Raw genomic sequence first — 237 nt, forward strand, 5'->3', positions numbered from 1 at the left:
CCATCCACCGCTGCAACCCGGGGTTCTCGGGCGCCCCGACGCAGCCGTGGGAGTCGACCTCGCGGGCTGCGACGACTCCCCCGGGGCGCGCCACCCGCCGCATCTCGCGGAGCGCCGCGACCGGGTCGCCGACGTGCTGCAGCACCTGAAGGGCGTGCACGACGTCGAAGGCGTCGTCGTCGAAGGGCAGCGCGAACACGTCGGCCGTCTCGAAACGCACGGCCGCCAGCACCCGCT

1 protein-coding gene is annotated in these 237 nt (G+C 74.7%); it reads right to left on the minus strand.

Annotation, left to right across the window (positions count from 1 at the left end; genetic code table 11):
- The coding region (locus ACZ6JE_RS15630; protein WP_464319545.1) for a class I SAM-dependent methyltransferase at positions 1-237 on the minus strand (237 nt) is incomplete at both ends.

It is taken from the genome of Frigoribacterium sp. AC759, assembly GCF_979256015.1.